Genomic DNA, 18,082 nt, shown 5'->3' with positions numbered 1-18,082 from the left:
ACCAGGATCAGCCGGCGCGCACCTGGTTGCGGCCTTCCTGCTTGGCCAGATACAGCGCAGCATCGGCGCGCGCCATCATCGGGGTGGCGGTGGCATCGCCGGGGTACAGCTCGCTGATGCCGATACTGACGGTAAAGCGTACGCTCTCGCCGCCTTGCGGATTGTCCAGTTGCAGCTCGGCCACGGCGTGGCGCACGCGCTCCATGATCTGGGTGGCGGTGTAGCGGTCGGTATCGGGTAGCAGGATGGCAAACTCTTCGCCGCCCAGGCGGCCGCAAACATCTTCGATACGCACGCTGCTCTGGCAGCAGTTGGCGAAGGTACGGAGCACTTCGTCGCCAAAGGCGTGACCGTAGCGGTCGTTCAACAGCTTGAAGTGGTCCAGGTCGAGCATAGCCAACGACAGCGGGCGTTCCCAACGTTGGCCGCGGGCGATCTCTTCGGTACAGCGCTGCATGAACTGGCGGCGGTTGTACAGGCCGGTCAGCTCGTCGGTATTGGCTAGCCGTATTAGGTCGGCCTGCAGCTTTTTGGCGTCGCTGACGTCGTGTTTGATCGCTACCATGCGTAACAAGCGCCCTTCTGCGGTCATGACCGGGGCGACCGAAATGGTTTCGAAATACAGTTTGCCTTCACGGTTGTGGCTGGATAATTCGCCACGCCAGGTTTCACCGCTCATCACGGTGGTATGCAACTCGTGCTTGAACTGCGGGTGTTCACCCAGCAGCAGTTCGTCCAGTTTGCGTACGCCACAGATTTCCTCGCTGCGGTAGCCGGTCATCTGCACGAAGGCAGGGTTTACGTATTCGATATGCCCCTTGCCGTTGGCAATGATGATGGCTTCGGCGGCATGGTCGATGGCCACGCTGCGGGTAGCCAGCGCGTCGGTCAGCTCGGCGTTGCGCAGGTAGCGCCACACGCCCAGCGCCAGTAGCACCGTGCACAGCAGCCAGCCGCAAGCCATCAGCCAGGCTTTACTGGTCCATGGCGCCAGCAGGGTTTCCTTGTCGATGCCGACGCTTACTATCAGCGGCAGGCGGTCTACCTTGCGAACCGAATGCAGCCGCGTACGGCCATCCAGCGCCGAGGTGTATTCGTAGCTGGCTTCGTTTTCGCCGCGCTGCAACATATTGCGGGCGTTCTGGTCGTCTATGGGGGCCACCGGCATCGATGCCAGCTGCGGCTGCCGTGCCAACAGTTGCAGCCGGGTATCGGCAAAGGCCATTACATCGTAGTGGCCACCGATCAGCGTACGGTCTATCAGTTGCTGGAAGTGGCTGGCACGGATGACCGTGCCCAGCAAGCCGATGACGCGTCCATCCACGCCACGCACACGCTGGGTAGCCATTACCACCAAGTCGCCACTGGCACCGCGAAAGCGTTCGCTGATAAAGCGGTCTTCTTTGCTGGACGACTGCATCGCCTTGCAATAACTGCGCTCGCGTGCATCAAAACCGGGTGACACCTTGAATGACAGCACCAGTTGGCAGCTGCTGTCCACCAGCACCATGTCGTAGGCTTGCGGCACGCCGCGCATGGCGCGTACCAGGCGGCTTTCCAGTGCGGTGCGATCGGCATTAGCCTGGCCGGTGAGGAAGTCCTGTTCTTCCAGCTGTTCGGCCACCATGTTTTGCAGCAGCTCTACTTCGCGAAAGTCTTGCCGCATCCATTCTGCGAACAGCAGGCTTTCCATGCGTGCCTGCGCGTGGCCTTGTTCGAGCGTGGTCTGGTATGAAGTCCACAGCTCTAGGACAGCGCTGATCAGCAGTAACAGACTGATCAGACTGCCGTAGACAACGGCTTTCAGGCGACTGGGAGAAGGTAATTTGGCGGCTCGGGGCATGATCCACAAGACAGTTTGGGTGCAAGCCGCCATTCTGGCATGAAGCCTATGCTTTTGCAGATATCGATGGTTGCCCTAAGTGCGGCTTTGTTGTCTGCCAGCACCGTAGCCGGCAGGCTGCTGCCAGCACTGGTAAATTACATTTATTGCCACGTGGCATATTCAGCCTGTCAGGATCAGTTTCAGCCCCAGCAGGATGAAGATGCTGCCAGCGATGCGATCCAGCAGCCTGCCGCGCTGCGGCGAAGTATTGAGCCAGCTGCCTGCCTGGCCGGCAAAGTAACCCAGCATGCCGAACACAATGGCAGCCTGCACGGTAAACAGCAGGCCAAGCTGGGCGGTCTGCCAGGACACGCTGCCGTGACTGCTGACGACAAACTGCGGCAAAAAGGCCAAAAAGAACAGTACCACTTTAGGGTTGATGGCGTTGGCCAGCAGGCCTTTGCCAAACAGTTGCCACAGATCAGGCTGTGTGGCCTCCGTGCCGGTTGTTTCCAGCTGGCAGCCTTGGCTGTGCCATGCCTGCCAGCCCAGCCATATCAGATACAAGCCGCCTGCCGTTTTCAATGTGGCAAATGCCAGTGGCGATGCCGCCAGTGCGGCGCTGATGCCCAGTGTGGCGAGCAGGGTGTGGCTGAGGCAACCCAGCGCACAGCCCAAGCCAAACACCATGCCTTCGCGTCGGCCACGCGCTATGCCCAGGCTCAACACCATCAGGTTATCCGGCCCTGGCGATACAGTGATCAGCACTGCCGCCGCAGTAAAGCCCAAGGCCTGTTCCAGACCTAACAGCATGCATCTCTCCTGGTGATCGCCAGCTTACGGCAAGGTTGGCCGCGACCACCGCCTTACAGCTTGCGGCCGAGGATGATCAGATCGCGTGCTACGCCGTCCAGCGACGCTACGTCAGGCAGGTGTGCCCAACTGTTGAAGCCGAAGCGTTCAAACAGCTTCAGGCTGGGTGCATTGTGGCCAAAGATGAAGCCCAGCAGCGTCTGTACGCCAAAGCGGGGGGCCGTGTCGATCACGTACTGCAGCAAGTAGCGACCCAGGCCCTGGCCACGCACCGATTCCGCCAGATAAATGCTGACTTCGGCGGTGGCATTGTAGGCCGGGCGACCATAAAAGTCGGACAGGCTTACCCAGGCTACTACCTCGCCATTGTGCTCGGCCACCCATAGTGGACGGCGTGCCGGCTGGTGAGCGTGAAACCAGGGCAGGCGGCTGTCCACGCTGACCGGCTCCAAGTCTGCGGTCACCATGCGCCCGGCGATGGTGCTGTTATAGATGTCGACAATGCGGGGCAGGTCGTCCAGCGTGGCCAGACGGATGGTGGCTTGCAGCATAAGGGCTCCATAAAAAGTGCTGCCTACATTGTGGCGGCATTGCCATTTCTTGGGAATCGACAGCGATATCCGGCTTATTGAACAGTGTTTTCGATAGATTCAGAGCTGGGAGGGCTGGGCCGATATGAGTAAGACCGGGTGGCAGGTGTTATTTTTTTAATGAATTACATGTTTTTACTACGTAATTTATTTTATATGGCGTGTCGGAAGCGTATCTGGCTGCCGCGTGATATCGGCAAGTGCTGACGTGCCGTTCATAGTGAGACGGACGTTGGTGTCGGCACTGTGTTGTGGATAAAACTATCCACAGCCTAAGCTGCAATGGTGGCCGACAATTATTGTGTGACGCCATGTGGTGTCACACAATATTCAGTGTGTTGATTTTGTTGAATATTCTTGTGGGTGTCGCGAATGCGCCCGCTGCTAGCCGCGTGATAAACAAGGGTTGGCCGCGTTGCAGTACTGGCAGCGGGGGAGGCGGGGTTTAATCGGGCAAAACTTCGTCTTGCTGGCCGGCATTGCGCAGCCGGTGCAGCGTGGCTTGCAGACCGTGTACCCGTTCGTGATCAGGAGGCAGCCATTGCAGCAGCTCTTGTGCCAGGCCGATGCTGTTGGCGTCCGCCAGTTGCAATAGCAGCGCGCAGGCGTTCATGCCCAGACGTTCGTTGAGGGTGGCCTTGGCTGTGTCGTATAGCAGCTTGGCAGCATCAGCTTTGCGCTTGTCCTTGGCGAGCGACACGGCTTCATCGTTAATGCTTTGCAGATAGCCATATGCATCGTGTACGGCGCGGATCAGACCGATGCTCTTTTTTGCCAGTGCTGATAACTGCTCTACATCCTGATGGGTACGCACCAGGCGCAGCGATAGCTGTTTGACCCAGTCGTTGCCGTGGTAGCCGTCCAGGTCGTCCGGCAGACGGGCGACTGCTTCGAGAAAGCGTACACCGCTGCGCCAGCTCAGCTGTGGTTGCAATAGCAAGGCGGCGGCTTGTTTCAACGACTCTTGTGCCTCCATCCAGGACTTGCGCCCCAGCAGCGTCATGGCGCGGCAGACGTGTAACAAGAAGACATGGTGTTCGCCCTTCAGCATACCGTTCAGTTCATTGGCGACCTGATCCATTTTCTCGGCATTGCCGGCTTCGCTGTGGGCTTGTAGCAGGTCGATCAGCACATCAGGGCCGAAAGCACTGTTATTGCGGCCGATACGTACCGCTTTTTCAAGGTAGATGGCAGCCTTGGCCGGGTCGCCGGCATTGAGCGCACTTTCACCTGTCAGGCACAGACGGCGGAAGTTGCGCGGTGAGAGTGCAACTGCCTTTTCCAGCACCGTGAGCGATTCGGCAAACTGCCCGCAGCGCGCCAGGTTGTGTGCCAAGGTATCGTAGGCATCGGTGTAATGGGGTGCGTCGTTGATGATTTCGTTGAGCAGGTCGGTGCTGGCTTCTACTTTGTCCTGCGCCTTGAAGATACGCGCCAGCCCCATCTTGGCCCACGGGATCACCCGCATTTCCAGAATCTCGCCATAGCAACGGCTGGCTTCGGTGTAGTGCTCCAGCGCCAGGTGGGTTTCCGCCAGCAAACGCAGTACGTCCAGCTTCAGGGTAGGGCTGGTGGCCTGGCTGACCAGGTCTTCCATCGTGCTGATGGCCAGATCCTCACGGCCATTTATCAAGTGTAAGTGTGCGGGCTTCAGGAAACGCTTGCGGGTGAACGCCGACTGCATGCGATCAAACAGTACCTGGCTAGAGAACGGTTTGAGGATGTAGTCGTCGGGGGCTACTTCGGCGGCGGCCACCACGCGTTCGTAGCTGCGTTCGCCGGTGATCATGATCCACACCGAGGTGAGCGGATAGCTGCCGGTGGTGCGCAATTGTTCCAGCATTTCCTGCCCGTTCATGCCCTCGCCCAGGTTGTAGTCACATAGCACCACGTCAAAACTGCGCTTTTGCAGGCGTAGCAAACCATCGGCAGCGTTGGCCGCGGTTTCTGATCGGGTAACGCCGACGTTGCTGAGCATGGCGCGCAGCGACTGGCGTACGGTGAGGGAGTCATCGATGATCAGGACGGTGGTGGTATCGCTAAAAACATTCACGCCGGTGGTCTCGTATCGTTGTTATCCGCGCTTGCTACAGTCAAACCATGTTGCCACAGTGGGCTTATGCCGTGCAGCTACCGCCAGAGCTTATAGCTATTTAATATAGCTCAAGCTTCTTGTAAATCAGATATCGATAAATAAGACTTCAATTGAAAGTGGCAAAACGGCCCGGCATGAGCTTAGATGAGAGTCCACCCTAGCCGGAGATGTGCCATGTTGTACGACATCGTGGAATCCAGACATTTTGTTACCCTTAGCCGTACCCCGTTTCCCCATTTGCTCATCGAGCAGGCGCTGCTGGAAATGGGCGGGGGTGGGCCGGAAGGCATGGGCTTTCGCAAGAAGGTGCTGGCGGCCGCGGGTTGGCCGCACGATGGGCTGGTACCGTTTGCCAAATATCCCGATCAGGCTGCAGAGGCTTTCAACCGTATTCGTCTGGCCTTGGGCGAGGGGCCGGACGCTGCAACGTTGCTGCAGCGGCTTGGCGCTTAGAACGCTAGTGCAGTCGGGCTGCGGAGCAACGGCCGGTTAAGGCCTAATTGTCGTCTGGATGCGGGGCGTTGAGGGTGTCTTGCTTTTTGCGCCAGCGCTGCCAAGCCTTGGGCGGCGCATCCTGGGCGGGCAGGCTCGCCTGCTGTCTGCGTTGTGGTGGCAGGCGTAAGGCGTCGTGCCGTTTGTGGAGGTGACGCAGCCTGCGCGCTTCTTCTTCGCTGATGTCGCCACGCAGCACCGCTTCCCGCAGCCGCAGATCGCGCAGTTTCTGTTTGTGCGTGTCTGGCTGCGCTTTCTGCTCTGGCGGCAGCAGCGGTGCGTCCGGTGGCGGTGCTGCTGCGGCACCCGCCGCCAGGGTGGCAAGCAAGATGGCGCTGATCATCGATAGCAAAGGCTTCATGGTTCGATTTTATCCCGCGTGTGGTCGCTTCGCTACGCCGTTTGCGTGGTGGCAACACGGCCAACACCTGCTGCAAGCAGCGGATAGGTGACAAAGCCTGTTTGCATGGCAAACAGGCTTTGTCTCGTAAACAGGAAGGCTGCGCATGCAAAAGCCGGGTTGACGAGGAACGGCGTTGATCAGTCTTGTGTCAGCAGCCTGTCCTTGTCAGCTGCCCGCCCCCGGTATGCTAGCGGGCGCCAGCGGTACCGGGTGGTTGCGTGGCGGCGACCATCGCCGGGCATCAGCGCCCTTTCATCTGACCGTGCCACGGTGCCAGATCATCCGGCCAGCTGGTGCGCGGCTGGGTACGATCCTGGTTCTCGATCAGGCTCTTGGTCAATGCTTGTAGCTGGCTGGTGTCCGGGCGCTTGCCTTGCTGGCGGGCGCTGTCGCGCAGCTTGTCACGTTCGGCCTTGATGGTGGTGAGCTCTTTGTCGGTTAGTGCGCCGGAAATCACCGCATCGCGGAAGGCTTTCATTTCAGCCGGGTTGCCATGTGCGTGCCAGCCCTTGCCGTCGTGCTTGCCACGCTGGCCTTTGTCGCCACAGTCATCGCCCTTACCCATTTTGCCGTGCATTTTGGCCAGGCCGTCCGGCAGCTTGTCGCGTTTCGGGCCTTTGTCGGCATTGTCGATCAGGGTCTTGGTCTTGTCGTTCAGCGCCTGCACCAGCTTGGCGGCCTGCTCGCGGTCGGCCTGGCTGAAGTCACCATCCTCGCGCAGCTTTTTGATGGCGGCCATCGTGCTCTCGCGCTCCTGTTTCAGCGTGGCCAGCTCGGCGTCGGTCAGCGCGCCGGACAACACGGCGGCGTGGAAAGCTTTATGGTCAGGGCGCGGCAGTTTGTCGCCACCACCAAAGGCGAATGCCGAAGCAGACAAGGCGGTGATCAGCGACAGTACCAGTACACTGGGGACGAAACGGTTTTTCATTGCAAACTCCTTGTGCCGTGTGGCCTTGGTTGATGCTGTCACTGTAAGCGGCGGGTGTTGCCAGAGTTTGTGCCGTGCCGGGTCGAGTGTTAACGGGTGTTAAGGTTGGCCGCAGGCTTAAAATCTGTTCACTGCCGGGCTGACGCCTGACGTGCTGCGCGGTAGGCTTGCCGCAGATTCGATTGAGGGGTGCAGGCCCCGGAGGACAACATGGATAACCGCAAGATTCTGGTGGTGGACGACGACGCGCGCCTGCGCGAACTGCTGCAGCGCTACCTCACCCAGCAAGGCTTTGCCGTCGAGGTGCTACCCGATGCCCGTGACCTGGACCGCAAACTGGCGCGCAACCGTCCCGACCTGCTGGTGCTGGACGTGATGATGCCGGGCGAAGACGGCCTGGCCGTGGTGCGGCGCTTGCGGGCGCAGGGCGAGCCGATTCCGGTGGTGATGCTCACCGCGCGGGGGGAGGACATCGACCGCATCCTTGGCCTGGAAATGGGCGCCGACGATTATCTGGCCAAGCCATTCAACCCGCGCGAGCTGCTGGCGCGCATCAACGCGGTGCTACGCCGCTACGAGCACACCCCGGCGGTGACGGCCAACCATGCCGAGGCCGAGGCGCTGCACTTCGGCCGTTGCACGCTGACGCCGTCGCGTCGCGAGCTGACGCGTGACGGCCAGGTGGTGCCGCTGACCACCGCCGAATACGCCGTGCTGCTGGCGCTGGCGACGCACCCGCGCCGGCCGCTGACCCGCGAGCAATTGATGGAGCTGGCGATGGGCAAGGGCGGCGGCGAGTCGCAGGACCGCAGCATCGACGTGCACGTGTCGCGGCTACGCAAGATGATCGAGGCGCCGGATGGCCCGCCGCGCTTTCTGCAAACGGTGTGGGGTTACGGTTACGTCTTCGTGCCCGACGGCGGCGACAAGGACGAACGATGAAACTGCCGGTGCTGCGCGGCACCCTGTTCATCCGTCTGGCGGCGCTGGTGGTGATGGCGGTGCTGGCCAGCCAGATATTCACCTTATGGCTGGGGGTAAAACAAAAGAACACGCTATTGGCCGAGCAACTGTACGCTCAGGTCATCGATACGCTGGCCGATTACGAAGGTGCGCTGGAAAGCCAGCCGCCAGCGCAGCGTGATCGCTTCCTGCTGGCGAACAACCATACCGGCTTGCCCCGCCTATTGCCGTTATCGCAAGCGCAGGCCGTGGATCGGCGTGTGCCGCCGATGGGGCGCCAGTTGGCGCAGCAGCTGGGCGAGGTGCTGGGCGAGCCCATTCACGTGCAGTTCCGGCGTGGCGACCGTCAAGAGCTATGGTTGCGGGTGCCGGTGCTGGACAGCCACTACTGGCTAGTGGTGCCGCTGGCTCGTTTCCTGCCACCTTCGTTGCGGCCAACCTTGCAGGCAGCGGGGCTGATCGCGCTGCTGTCGTTACTGGCGGCCTTTGCGCTGGCTTGGCGGACGACGCGGCCGCTGTCGCAACTGGTGGCCGCCACCCGCCAGCTGGAGGCCGGCCATACCCCGCCGCCGCTCACACCAAGCGGCCCGCGTGAGGTGCGGCTGCTGATCGAGCGCTTCAACGGCATGGCGCAGGCGCTGGACAAAGCCGCCAGCGAGCGCCGGCTGATGCTGGCCGGTTTGTCGCACGACCTGCGCACGCCGCTGACGCGGCTGAAGCTGGCGGTAGAGATGCTGGACCCGGGGCCGGACAGCGAAGGCATGTTGGCTGATATCGACGAGTTGTCGCACATTGTCAGCCAGTTCATCGATTTTGCCCGCAGTGAAGAGCCGCGCGCGCTGGAGCCGGTGGCGCTGGGCGAGCTGGTGGACAGCGTGCTGTCGCGTTTTGCCCGCAGCGGCATGGCCGTGGCGTGGCAGCGTAGTGACGTGGCATTGCCGGGCGACGCGCTGGGCCTGCAACGCTTGTTGTCCAATCTGCTGCAAAACGCGCGGCGCTATGGTCAGGCACCGTACACACTGACGCTGGCGCAAGACGGGGCCGAGGCGGTGCTATGCGTGCTGGACAGCGGTGACGGCATTCCTCCGGCACAGCAGGAGGCCGCGCTGGCACCATTCGAGCGGCTGGCGGCGCACCGTGGCACCGACGGTGGCAGCGGTCTGGGCCTGGCCATCGTGGCGCGCATAGTGCGTCAGCACCGCGGCCAACTGCGCTTTGTGTACCCGCCGGCGGGCGGCTTCGGGGTAGAAGTCCGTTTGCCACTGAAGACAGTGGCAAGCGCTGTTCAGGCCGGGTCGTCTGCGGTTTGAGCCACGCTGCGCGCCGCTTCCCAGCCCAGTAGCGCCAGTTTGCGCGTTTCGCCCCAGCGGTAGCCACCGCAGGCACCGCCGGCGCGGATGACGCGGTGGCAGGGAATCAGCCACGCCACCGGGTTGGCTCCCACGGCGTTGCCCACTGCCCGTGCCGCGCCCGGCTTGCCCAGGCGGGTGGCGAGCTGGCCGTAGCTGGCCAGGCTGCCGTAGGGCAGGCTCAGCAGCGCGCGCCAGACCTGGATCTGGAAATTGCTGCCTTGCAGGTGCAGGCTGAGTGGTTGCGCCGGGCTGAGTGGCTCGAACAGCTGCCGGCGCAGCGCCTGGTGGCCGTCGCCAGCGGCGTGCAGGCGGGCCTGCGGCCAACGTGTGTGTAGCCAGGCCAGCGCCGATGCCGCGTCGGGCACGAACTGCAGCGCGCACACGCCGCGTGGCGTGGTGGCCGCCAGCAGCGGGCCGAAGCGGCTGGGGCCCCAGCTCCAGTGGATGACAAGGCCGGCGCCGCCTTGGCGGTATTCGCCCGGCGTCATAGCCTCCAGCGTCACGAACAGGTCGTGCAGGCGGCTGCTGCCGGACAGCCCCAGCTCGTAGGACAGCGTTTGCAGCGCTTGCTCGCTGCCGAGCGCGCTCTTGGCGGCCTCTACTGTCAGTTGTTGCAGAAAGCGTTTGGGGCTGACGCCGGTCCACCGCGTGAACAGCCGTTGCAGGTGGTACTCGGACAGGTGCACTGCGGCGGCGACGTCGGCCAGCCTGGGCTGGTCGGCCGCGTGTTGCAGCAGGTAGCGGATGGCGTCGGCCATGCGCTGGTAGGTGCGGTCGTGTTCGTCAAAGGGCGACATGGTGCGCTCCGGCAGCAGGAATACGCCGCAGTGTAGGCGGCGTGCCGTTTGGCGGCGACCCGATTGTTGCCAAGTTGGCCGCAGGCAAGAAAAAACCCCGGTTCGCAAACCGGGGCCAATGCCTTGGCAGGCTCCCGCTCAGGGAGGTGAAGCGGGAAGGAGCGTGACTCCTGTTTGCTTTGACGCCTCAGTCCGGGAAAGTTTCATCGAAATCGTCAAATTGCTCGGCGTCCGGCAGCGGGCAGGCGGCAAACCAGTCTTCCACAATGCGCGATACCTCTTCGGTGCCGGTCTTTTTGGAGCTGGAGAACAGCTGCAGCGTGATATGCGGGTAGTCAGCCAGCTGTTTCTTGACCGAGGACAGAACCTTTTGTTGTTCCTGGCGCGACAATTTGTCGGCTTTGGATAGCAGAATGTGTACTGGCCGCCCGGTGACGGTGAAGAATTCGATCATCTTCCAGTCCAGCTCTTTCAGCGGGTGGCGCGAATCCATGATCAGCAGCAGGCCGACCAGGCTGCTGCGGGTCTGCAGGTACTGACCCAGCAGCGCCACCCAGTGGGTGCGCACCGCTTCCGGCACCTCGGCGTAGCCGTAACCGGGCAAGTCCACCAGGAAGCGCTCCTGGCCCAGGTCGAAGAAGTTGATGTGCTGGGTGCGACCCGGCGTCTTCGATACGAAGGCCAGACGGGTACGATTGCACAGGGTATTGATGGCGCTGGACTTGCCGGCGTTGGAGCGGCCAACAAAGGCCACTTCGCAGCGGGTAGGGGGCAAATCCTTGAGGTGGTTTACGGTTGTGAAAAACCGTGCATTCTGAAAGATCGACATAGTAGTAAGGGCAAAGTCAATTGATATAGAATAGCAGGTTTGAAATTGCCACCTTTACAGATATTTACGCTATCTCTCATTAGGAGCGACCATGAAACGTAACATGCTGTTGGCTATTGCTGCGGCCACCTTTGCAGCCAGTGCTATGGCCGCCACTCCGGCAGCGTCCATCAAGGGCGACCCGGTCAAAGGCAAAGCCATCGCTGACCAGGTGTGTGCTGCCTGTCACGGTGCAGACGGCAACAGCGTGGCTTCTGCCAACCCGACGCTGGCCGGTCAGCACGCCAAGTACCTCGAAAACCAGCTGAAGGCCTTTAAGTCCGGTGAGCGCAAGAACCCCATCATGATGGGCATGGCCGCACCGCTGACCCCGGCAGACATGGCAAACGTGGCCGCTTACTTCAGCAGCCAGAAGGTGAAGCCGCGCGAAGCCGCCGACAAGAGCCAGATGCCGCTGGGCAAGAAGATCTACACCGCCGGTAACCCGGCCTCCAAGGTACCGGCCTGTATGGCTTGCCACGGTCCGGCCGGTAAAGGTTTCCCCGATCAGTACCCGGCGCTGGGTAGCCAGCACGCTGCTTACATCACCAAGCAGCTGAACGATTTCAAAGCTGGTACCGATCGCAAGAACGCCATCATGCACGACATCGCCATGCGTATGACCGATGCCGAGATGAAAGCCGTGTCCGAGTACATTTCCGGCCTGCGTTAAGCGCAACTTTTCTGCGCCGCAACGATCCAAGGGGGGCTTTGCGCCCCCTTTGTCGCGCTTGATACCCCAAGATGAATAGTCAAAAGAAACCCGCCACATTCGGCTACCGCCTGTACGAGCTGCTCAGCTCGATGCGGTTTGCCATCGGTCTGCTGACCATCCTGTCCATCGCATCGGTCATCGGTACCGTGCTCAAGCAGAACGAGCCTTACCCCAACTACGCGTTCGAATTCGGCCCGTTCTGGTTCAAGGCCTTCGAGTATCTGGGCTTGTACGACGTGTACCATGCCGGCTGGTTTCTGTTGATTCTTGCTTTCCTGATGCTGTCCACCACGCTATGCATCGTGCGTAACGGCCCCGGCTTCCTGCGTGACATGAAAAGCTTCCGCGAGAAAGCTGGCGATGGCCCGCTGAAGGCCATGAAGCACAGCCGCCAGCTGGACGTGACGCTGGACGAGGCGCAGGCGGTGGCCTTGATCCAGCAGCAGGGCATGCGCTACAAGCGTAACCAGCGCGAAGATGGCAGCGTGTTGTTGGCGGCCAAAAAAGGCGCGGGCAGCAAGCTGGGCTACTTTTTTGCCCACATCGCGCTGGTGGTGATCTGTATCGGTGGCCTGCTGGACGGTAACTTGCCACTGAAGATAGGCGAACTCACCGGCCGCATCGTGCCGGAAACGCGTGAACTGCCGCAAGGCCAGATCCCCGAACAAAGCCGGCTGGATGCGGCCAACCTGTCGTTCCGTGGCAGCGTGACGGTGGTGGAAAATAAGAGCGCCGACGTTATCTTCATGAACAGCGGCAACGGCTACCTGGTGCAGGAGCTGCCATTCATCGTCACCCTGAAAAAATTCCACGTCGACTACTACAGCAATGGCATGCCCAAGCTGTTTGCCAGTGACATCGTGGTCACCGACAAAGCCAGCGGCAAGGAAACCGAAGCCACGGTGAAGGTGAACCACCCGCTGATCGTCAATGGCGTGGCTATCTACCAGGCCAGTTTTGGCGACGGTGGTTCGCCTCTGGAGCTGAAAGCATGGAACCTGGCACAGCCCCAGATGGCGCCCGGTGAGCTGAAAGGCGTGTCGCTGAATAGCCAGCCGCTGCGCGTCAATGGTCAGGATTACCAGCTGGAATTCGGCGATCTGCGCGTATTCAACGTGGAAAACATGGCCAAGACCGGCCAGGATAGCAAGACGCTGCAGCAACGTATGCACGACGTACGCGAGGTACGGCAGGACACCAAAGATCTGAAGAACGTCGGCCCGTCCATCACCTACAAACTGCGTGACAGTCACGGTCAGGCGCGCGAGTTCCATCACTACATGGCGCCTATCGAGCAAGAGGGCGCGTTGTATCAGATCGCCGGCGTGCGCAGCGAAGTGGCGCAGCCGTTCCAGTACCTGCGCATTCCGCTGGATGAAGACATGAAGATCGACAGCTTCATGCGCCTGCAGGCCGCGCTGAAAAACCCGGCGCTATACGACGAGATTGCCCGTCGTACCACCGCCAAGGCAATGAAGGGTGCCGCCATCAGCCCGGCAATGGAACAGCAGTTCAGCGACAGTGTGAAGTGGATCCTGGCGCGTTTTGCCGAGGGCGGTTTCGTGGCACTGGAGAAATTCTTGGACGACAAGGTGCCAGCCGACAAACGTCAGGCTATTGCGCAAACCTATATCAAGATCCTGCAAGGTGCCGTCATCGACGTGATGGCAGTCGCGCAGGAAAAAGCCGGCCTGAAGCCGTGGCCGCAGGACGAGAAGCACTACCGCTTCCTGCTGGACAGCCTGGTAACGGTCAGCGCCTTTAACGACTACGCGGCACCCCTGTATCTGGAACTGCAAGGCTTCGAGCAGGTGCAGTCGTCCGGCCTGCAAATGACGCGTTCGCCGGGCAAGAACCTGGTGTACCTGGGTTCGCTGATGCTGGTGATCGGCATCATTCTGATGTTCTACGTGCGCGAAGTGCGGCTGTGGCTGGTGTTGCGCCCCGGCAGCGTACGTGTGGCGATGAGCTCCAACCGTCACAACCGTGACCTGGACCAAGATTTCGATAAAATCGTGGGCACGCTGAGCCCGCGTGCAGGAGAGGCATGATGGAACTGCTAATGCAACAACCGTTCTACAAGCGGCTTAATCTGGGCGACTGGCTGTTTGCCCTGTTCATCCTGGTGGTCACCGGCTACACCTTCAGCCTGTATGGTGCCCGGATGGACATCTACGAAGACCTGATCCTGCTGGGTAGCGGTGCCGGCATCGTGGCGCTGGGCTGGTTCTGGGGTAGCTGGCGCTGGTTCTTCCCGCTGGCCGGTGCCATGTCGCTGCTGGCCATCGAGCTGTACGACCATAACCTGGCGCGTGCAAGCGAAAGCTTCGGGCTGAAGTACCTGCTGTCCAGCCAGTCGTCGTTCATGTGGATGTGCACCTTGTTCTTTCTGGCCACTGTTGTTTACTGGGCAGGCCTGTTGTCGCGCTCCGACATGCTGAACCGTATCGGTAGTGGCCTCACCTGGGCGGCGTCGGCATTCTCGCTGGCTGGCCTGTTTACTCGCTGGTACGAAAGCTACCTGATCGCGCCGGATGTTGGCCGCATACCGGTTTCCAACCTGTACGAAGTCTTCATCCTGTTCTGTCTGATCACCGCATTGATGTACTTGTACTACGAGGCCAAGTTTGCCGCGCGCCAGATGGGCGCCTTCGTACTGCTGATCATCTCGGCGGCGGTCGGCTTCATCCTGTGGTACACCTTCGACCGTCAGGCACACACCATTCAGCCGCTTATTCCCGCGTTGCAATCGTGGTGGATGAAAATACACGTACCAGCCAACTTTGTCGGTTACGGTGCCTTTGCGTTGTCGGCCATGCTGGGTATCGCCCAGCTATTGTCCAAACGTGGCATCCTCACCGACAAGCTGCCCAAGCTGGAAGTGCTGGACGAAGTGATGTACAAGGCCATTTCGGTTGGCTTCCTGTTCTTCACCATCGCCACTATTCTGGGGGCAATGTGGGCGGCGGATGCCTGGGGCGGCTACTGGAGCTGGGACCCGAAAGAAACCTGGGCACTGATTGTATGGCTGAACTACGCCGCCTGGCTGCATATGCGGCTGGTAAAAGGCTGGCGCGGCGAGCCGCTGGCCTGGTGGGCGGTGGTAGGCCTGCTGGTAACGACTTTTGCCTTTATCGGCGTCAACATGTTCCTGTCCGGCCTGCATTCTTACGGTTCGCTGTAAGTTGTGGCCACGCAAAAACCGGGCGCCGCCCGGTTTTTTTGTTTGGCTTGGCGCTAAGATGGTATATCGATAATTCGACTTGGCTACGATTAGCACCATGAACCCTTCCGATCCGCGGCAGGCGCACGACATCCGCCGCGATGCCTCCATTCAGAACCTGCTTGCGCGCATGCCGCCTGAAGTGGCGCAGACGTTTACCGAAGCCCAACTGGCCGCACTTCGCGTGGCGCTGGGTGCGCGCAGCTGGGGGCGGCATGCCGTAGATCTGCGCGGCACTTTTGCTGTTTGGCGCTGGCGTTACTACTTTGTTTTTCTGCTGGGGCGTAACCGCCGCGAGCTTTCCCGTCGCGAAAGGCAGCTTTCGCTCCTGCTGCAGGCTGCTTTTCTGGCCTTGGTCCTGTTGTGCTCCACCTTGCTGGGTTTGCTGGTGCTGTACTTGGTGAAGTCAGCATTGGGTATTGATCTGTTTCCGGGCTTGTCGCTGGGTATCTGGGACTGGTTCAAGGTCAATGTGTTTTGAGCGGCAGATACGCGCCGTCTGCTTAGGCTTTTGTGCCCTAGATCAAAGTTGCCACACGGCAACAGGCATAGCATGGTGTCGAAGCCAGCCGGTTCACGGCAGGGCACCCCACCAAGGAGACCATCCATGTTCCCGGAATTCCGCGATCTGATCAGCAAACTGAAAACCGAAGACGCCCACTTTACCCGTCTGTTCGACAAGCACAACGAACTGGACCAACAGATCAAGAACATCGAGAACCGCATCGAGTCCGGCTCGGCGGTCGAGATTGAAAATCTGAAAAAAGAAAAACTGAAGCTGAAGGACGAGCTGTACGTGATCCTGAAAGCCAAAGCAGCAGCATAAATAGCACTGCCTACAACAAACCCGACCCGCCATCATGGCGGGTTTTTGCGTTTAGCCGGCCCAGACCAGCTGGTTACGGCCGGCCGACTTGGCGCGGTACAGCCGGCTGTCTGCCAGCTCGAACAGGCGCTGCCAGTCGCTGGCCGCGGTGGGTACCAGGCTGGCAACGCCAATGCTGGCGCTCAGCGCACTATCAGGGTCGTTCGCATCCAGCAGAATGGTGTTGATTTGCTGGCACAGTTTACCTGCCACCTCACGGCCGCCATCATCGGCGGTGTCTGGCAGCAGCAGGCAGAATTCCTCACCGCCAAAGCGGCCAAAAATATCCGAAGCACGCACCTGTTCCGTTACCAGCTCGGCCAGGGTCTTCAGCGCGGTGTCGCCACGGCTATGACCGTAAGTGTCATTGATGCGTTTGAAGTGGTCCAGATCGATGACCAGTAGCGCCAGCGGGCGCCGTAGCCGCGCATGCTGGGCACAGGCTTTACGCGCCAGCTCTTCGAAGCTGCGGCGATTGAATACGCCAGTCAGTGCATCCAGCGTGGCTAGCTGATGTAGCCGCGCCAGTTCTTGCTCCTTGCTCATGGCCATGAAGCACAAGCCCAGTATCGGCGTCACCAGCAGCGCCGGCAGCAGCAGGGTAGCGGTGATGGTGTACACGAAATAGTCGGGGTTGCTGGCCGCCAGGTGCAGGGTGTACAGCAGCAGATAGCAGGCCAGCACGGCACACAGACCGCCAGCCAGCTTGTGGGGCATGCCGCGTTCTGTCTGGTGTAGTAGTACCCAGGCCAGGCTGGCACTGTAGAAGGCGCTTATTCCCAGTGCCAGTGATAGCTGAATGTTATAAGCATAAGCGGGAAGGCCGCCGATCAGCACCAGCAACCCTAACAGCAGCAAGGAGCCGCATTGCCTGCCTGCCTGCCACGGTACCGGCTGCTGTAGCAGCCGAGCGGTACTCCCCAGCAGCAGACAGCCCTTGATCACAATCAGGCTACAGGCCAGCCAGGCCGCTACGCGCGCCGGCAGATAAGCCGACCATAGCAGTATCAGGTACAGCATGGCTCCTGCCAGGTGGGCGCCTATCCAGCGGTCGTACACGCTGTTGCGGCTGAAGCGGTCGCGCAGTAGCCACACGGTTGCGCCGCAGACCAGATAGGTCAGCAGCAAGCATAGCTGTAGCGTTGCCGAGTGAACGGTTTCCATTTGGGTGCTAGTTTGTTTAAAAAACACTTACTAATTAGTGCAGTGAATAGTAACACGCGCCGTTAGATAATGGTGGCCGCCGCAGCATGCCATGTCATTGAATTGCAAGGAAACTCCACCATGATGGCAGGTGGTAGAATGGCAGGATGGAACTCTATCGTTTACTGCAACAACAAGGTTTCGGCAGCCGCAAGGAATGCCGCAAGCTGATCGAATACGGCCTGGTAGACCTGAACGGGGAAACCGAGTTCGACTGGCGGCGCGAGGTTACCCCGCAAGCGGTGCATAGCCTCTGTGTCGATGGCGAACCGTGGCCGCTGGTGTCGGACCCGTGCTACCTGATGCTACACAAGCCTGCCAACTACGAGACCTCGCACAAGCCCATCCACCACCCCAGCGTCTACACGCTGCTGCCGTGGCAGCTGCGCAATATCGGCGTCTCGGCGGTGGGCAGGCTGGACGTGGATACCACCGGATTGTTGCTGTTCACCACCGACGGCCAGTTCGTGCACGCGCTGACCTCGCCGAAGAAAGACGTACCCAAGCTGTACCGCGTCACCACCAAGCACCCGGTGACGGCCGAGCTGCTGGCGCGCTTGCGTGAGGGGGTGTTGCTGCACGACGAGCAGGAAACGTTGGCCGCAGACAGCGCCGAACAGGTGGCCGAATGCGTGCTGGACATGGCCATTACCCAAGGCAAATACCATCAGGTAAAACGCATGGTGGCGGCGGCCGGCAATCGCGTCGAGCAGCTGCACCGGCTGGCGATGGGCAGCGTCACCCTGGGCGAACTGGCAGAAGGGCAGTGGCGCGTGCTGCGCACCGACGAGTTGGCCGCGCTGGGGTTCTGATCATCGTTACGGCTGGCCATGAAAAAACCGCCCGGTTGGGTAATGCCAGTCAGTTAACGCTGACTGGCATTTTTCGTTGGATATTTGTGTGCCCTGTTCTTCACCACTCGCGGGCAATGTCGGTCTGGTCTGCGGGGT

18 protein-coding genes are annotated in these 18,082 nt (G+C 60.6%); 9 read left to right on the top strand and 9 right to left on the bottom strand.

Going from position 1 to position 18,082, the window contains the following annotated elements:
* Positions 1 to 7: 7 nt before the first annotated feature.
* The 4 genes from ACK4FZ_RS10150 to ACK4FZ_RS10135 all read right to left on the bottom strand — a co-directional run bounded on the left by ACK4FZ_RS10150 (position 8) and on the right by ACK4FZ_RS10135 (position 5,281).
* Complete coding sequence (locus ACK4FZ_RS10150) at positions 8 to 1,843, bottom strand: diguanylate cyclase (protein WP_409820466.1); 1,836 nt, start codon at positions 1,841 to 1,843, stop codon at positions 8 to 10.
* Between the two features lie 162 nt (positions 1,844 to 2,005).
* Positions 2,006 to 2,638 (bottom strand): LysE family translocator, encoded by a 633-nt coding sequence (locus tag ACK4FZ_RS10145; RefSeq protein WP_409820464.1) that lies wholly within the window; start codon positions 2,636 to 2,638, stop codon positions 2,006 to 2,008.
* Positions 2,639 to 2,691: 53 nt separating this feature from the next.
* On the bottom strand, positions 2,692 to 3,189 hold the full coding sequence (locus ACK4FZ_RS10140; protein WP_409820461.1) for an N-acetyltransferase family protein: 498 nt from the start codon (positions 3,187 to 3,189) through the stop codon (positions 2,692 to 2,694).
* 484 nt (positions 3,190 to 3,673) lie between these two features.
* The gene (locus ACK4FZ_RS10135) at positions 3,674 to 5,281 is read right to left on the bottom strand and encodes a response regulator (RefSeq protein ID WP_409820458.1); all 1,608 of its coding nucleotides are present in this window, start codon (positions 5,279 to 5,281) and stop codon (positions 3,674 to 3,676) included.
* Between the two features lie 216 nt (positions 5,282 to 5,497).
* Between ACK4FZ_RS10135 and ACK4FZ_RS10130 the strand changes: the two genes are divergently transcribed.
* Positions 5,498 to 5,776: a hypothetical protein gene (locus ACK4FZ_RS10130; RefSeq protein WP_409820456.1), complete on the top strand. Its 279-nt coding sequence runs from the start codon at positions 5,498 to 5,500 to the stop codon at positions 5,774 to 5,776.
* Between the two features lie 43 nt (positions 5,777 to 5,819).
* Here the strand turns inward: ACK4FZ_RS10130 and ACK4FZ_RS10125 are convergent, their stop codons facing one another.
* Both ACK4FZ_RS10125 and ACK4FZ_RS10120 read right to left on the bottom strand, forming a co-directional pair.
* Entirely contained in the window at positions 5,820 to 6,176 is a 357-nt protein-coding gene (locus ACK4FZ_RS10125) for a hypothetical protein (protein WP_409820454.1), read from the bottom strand.
* A 283-nt stretch (positions 6,177 to 6,459) separates the two neighbouring features.
* Entirely contained in the window at positions 6,460 to 7,146 is a 687-nt protein-coding gene (locus tag ACK4FZ_RS10120; RefSeq protein ID WP_409820452.1) for a hypothetical protein, read from the bottom strand.
* 210 nt (positions 7,147 to 7,356) lie between these two features.
* Here ACK4FZ_RS10120 and ACK4FZ_RS10115 point away from each other — a divergent pair, with 210 nt between their 5' ends.
* Both ACK4FZ_RS10115 and ACK4FZ_RS10110 read left to right on the top strand, forming a co-directional pair.
* Positions 7,357 to 8,088 (top strand): response regulator, encoded by a 732-nt coding sequence (locus ACK4FZ_RS10115; RefSeq protein ID WP_409820450.1) that lies wholly within the window; start codon positions 7,357 to 7,359, stop codon positions 8,086 to 8,088.
* Positions 8,085 to 9,419, top strand: coding sequence for an ATP-binding protein (locus ACK4FZ_RS10110; RefSeq protein WP_409820448.1), 1,335 nt, complete (start codon positions 8,085 to 8,087; stop codon positions 9,417 to 9,419). Before ACK4FZ_RS10115 ends, ACK4FZ_RS10110 begins: the two co-directional genes overlap by 4 nt.
* Here the strand turns inward: ACK4FZ_RS10110 and ACK4FZ_RS10105 are convergent.
* Positions 9,395 to 10,258, bottom strand: a complete 864-nt coding sequence (locus ACK4FZ_RS10105; RefSeq protein ID WP_409820446.1) for a methylated-DNA--[protein]-cysteine S-methyltransferase — start codon at positions 10,256 to 10,258, stop codon at positions 9,395 to 9,397. The genes ACK4FZ_RS10110 and ACK4FZ_RS10105 overlap by 25 nt on opposite strands.
* Positions 10,259 to 10,445: 187 nt before the next feature.
* On the bottom strand, positions 10,446 to 11,087 hold the full coding sequence (gene yihA, locus ACK4FZ_RS10100; protein WP_144370749.1) for a ribosome biogenesis GTP-binding protein YihA/YsxC: 642 nt from the start codon (positions 11,085 to 11,087) through the stop codon (positions 10,446 to 10,448).
* A gap of 91 nt (positions 11,088 to 11,178) precedes the next feature.
* On the opposite strand from yihA, the gene ACK4FZ_RS10095 reads away from it, so the two are divergent.
* From ACK4FZ_RS10095 to ACK4FZ_RS10075, 5 genes are all read left to right on the top strand, one after another.
* Positions 11,179 to 11,799: a c-type cytochrome gene (locus ACK4FZ_RS10095; RefSeq protein ID WP_409820444.1), complete on the top strand. Its 621-nt coding sequence runs from the start codon at positions 11,179 to 11,181 to the stop codon at positions 11,797 to 11,799.
* Between the two features lie 71 nt (positions 11,800 to 11,870).
* The gene (locus ACK4FZ_RS10090; RefSeq protein ID WP_409820443.1) at positions 11,871 to 13,892 is read left to right on the top strand and encodes a cytochrome c biogenesis protein ResB; all 2,022 of its coding nucleotides are present in this window, start codon (positions 11,871 to 11,873) and stop codon (positions 13,890 to 13,892) included.
* Entirely contained in the window at positions 13,889 to 15,025 is a 1,137-nt protein-coding gene (gene ccsB, locus ACK4FZ_RS10085; RefSeq protein WP_409820441.1) for a c-type cytochrome biogenesis protein CcsB, read from the top strand. The genes ACK4FZ_RS10090 and ccsB overlap by 4 nt, the downstream gene beginning before the upstream one ends.
* 97 nt (positions 15,026 to 15,122) lie before the next feature.
* Positions 15,123 to 15,545: a hypothetical protein gene (locus ACK4FZ_RS10080; RefSeq protein WP_409820439.1), complete on the top strand. Its 423-nt coding sequence runs from the start codon at positions 15,123 to 15,125 to the stop codon at positions 15,543 to 15,545.
* 126 nt (positions 15,546 to 15,671) lie between these two features.
* Complete coding sequence (locus tag ACK4FZ_RS10075; protein WP_409820437.1) at positions 15,672 to 15,890, top strand: YdcH family protein; 219 nt, start codon at positions 15,672 to 15,674, stop codon at positions 15,888 to 15,890.
* 51 nt (positions 15,891 to 15,941) lie between these two features.
* Here ACK4FZ_RS10075 and ACK4FZ_RS10070 read toward each other — a convergent pair whose 3' ends face one another.
* Entirely contained in the window at positions 15,942 to 17,093 is a 1,152-nt protein-coding gene (locus ACK4FZ_RS10070) for a GGDEF domain-containing protein (RefSeq protein WP_409820434.1), read from the bottom strand.
* Between the two features lie 146 nt (positions 17,094 to 17,239).
* Between ACK4FZ_RS10070 and ACK4FZ_RS10065 the strand changes: the two genes are divergently transcribed.
* On the top strand, positions 17,240 to 17,944 hold the full coding sequence (locus ACK4FZ_RS10065; protein ID WP_409820432.1) for a pseudouridine synthase: 705 nt from the start codon (positions 17,240 to 17,242) through the stop codon (positions 17,942 to 17,944).
* Positions 17,945 to 18,082 lie beyond the last annotated feature (138 nt).

Origin of the sequence: Vogesella sp., assembly GCF_046297735.1 — a bacterium.
Classification (GTDB): Bacteria; Pseudomonadota; Gammaproteobacteria; order Burkholderiales; family Chromobacteriaceae; genus Vogesella; species Vogesella urethralis.
The sequence above is the reverse complement of the archived record's forward strand: the minus strand, read 5'-3'. Positions and strand labels throughout refer to the sequence as shown.